The organism is Dielma fastidiosa (assembly GCF_000313565.1).
Lineage (GTDB): Bacteria > Bacillota_I > Bacilli_A > Erysipelotrichales > Erysipelotrichaceae > Dielma > Dielma fastidiosa.
Genome location: NZ_CAEN01000078.1, coordinates 1 through 1,739, shown reverse-complemented (window position 1 = coordinate 1,739; position 1,739 = coordinate 1). Strand labels below are relative to the sequence as shown.

At 30.7% G+C, this 1,739-nt stretch carries 1 protein-coding gene; it reads right to left on the bottom strand.

What is annotated here, in order from left to right; genetic code table 11:
- Positions 1-184: 184 nt before the first annotated feature.
- The gene (locus tag DAHG_RS00030) at positions 185-1,480 is read right to left on the bottom strand and encodes an ATP-binding protein (RefSeq protein WP_022936292.1); all 1,296 of its coding nucleotides are present in this window, start codon (positions 1,478-1,480) and stop codon (positions 185-187) included.
- Between the last annotated feature and the right edge of the window lie 259 nt (positions 1,481-1,739).

Below are 1,739 nucleotides of genomic sequence, written 5' to 3'. Positions count from 1 at the left end.
GCTTTCTAAAGCTTGCTTTTATTTGCCTGTTCATCATGTTTGTTTGCATTTTATCAATTCTTTAAAGGCATATACCTAAGCTTTTTTCTTTCTTTTCAAGCATACAATTTAGTAATAACAATCATAACTTTTATACAAAAAAAGAATGCACTTATCATGCACTCCATACTCTATATTCATTTAACTATATGCAAAATGCAGCATACAAAGGAATTGATTTTTGATTATTCTCAAATCCAAAATTCTTTCCTGTTATCTTTATTGCATAAGCAGGCTTATTTTGTTCCATATATACTTTTAAACTCTTTGCCTTCACATTATCCGCTGCTTTTACCTCTATGGGAATAATCTGTCCTTCGCGTTGAATAACGAAATCTATTTCTGCACTTCTTTCTGATTCCCAATAATAACTTGTATAACCATTAAATGTCAATTGATTACACACATAATTTTCAGTCATTCCACCTTTAAAATCATTGAGCTCATCACTCATATACAAGATGTCTTCTGCTAAAATATTCTTCTTTGCACATAACAAGCCAACATCCGATACATAAATTTTAAATGCGTCAATATCTTTATAATTTTCTAAAGGCTTCATGATCTTGTCCGCACGATAAATTCGATTAACTATTCCTGATAAATTTAACCATTCAATGGCATTCTCGAATTCTGATGCCCGACCGCCTTTTTTAACAAGCTTATATTGGAAACGTGTATTTGCTCTTGATAATTGAACTGTAATGTTATCATAAACTTGACGTGTTTTCTTGATTTCATTATTCGTATTATATTTGCTCATATCATTGAGATAACTAGCAAGTATCATATCCTGTAAGTGACGAACAAGCAAGAAGTCTTTTGTTTCTACATACTTACTAACGATCTCAGGCATACCACCTACAACTAAGTATGTTCTATACAAACTCATCGCATCTTTGTGAAGAACCTGCGGCATAGGAACGTTTGTATTAAAGCAGTCCTGAATTAGTTCCACTAGATTTAGCTCATTTAATGCAAGTAAGAATTCTTTAAAATCCAACGGATACATTGTCTTAATATCAACTTTACCAACAGGAAAAGAGAATTGAGAACGATTCACAGCTACACCAAGTAAGCTACCAGCAGCAATAATATGATATTCCGGAGCTTCTTCGCAGAAATACTTTAATGAAGTTAAAGCTCTCTCGCATAACTGGATTTCATCAAAAATAATTAAAGTCTTTTCTTTAATGATAGTTTGCTTAGAAATCCTTGAAAGAATAGGAATTAAATAAGAAGGACTGATATTTTCATCAAAGGTTTTACTTAATGAAGGATCACTTTCAAAATTAAAATATGCGACATTCTCATAAAACTTTCTGCCTAATTCAAGCATTGTATATGTCTTACCGGTTTGACGTGCACCTTGTAAAATTAAAGGCTTACGATAAGCACTATCTTTCCAAGCTATCAATTCTTTCATGATTTTTCTATCCATAACAAGGTCCTCCTTATAATAAGGATTATAACACAAAAGTGCAGTTTTGATTCAATTAATAAGAATAAATTACATTAAAATACATGAATAATCCAAAAGATTTATCACTAAATTCATAAATGATGGAAAATAATAATTATATGTGTAAAGAATAATGACTATAAGAAGTAGAAATATTGAATAGCTATATGACAGATAAAAGTTTATTAACGATTCAAAAAGGCGATAAACAAGAGGTTTCGAGATCATTTTAGAAAGC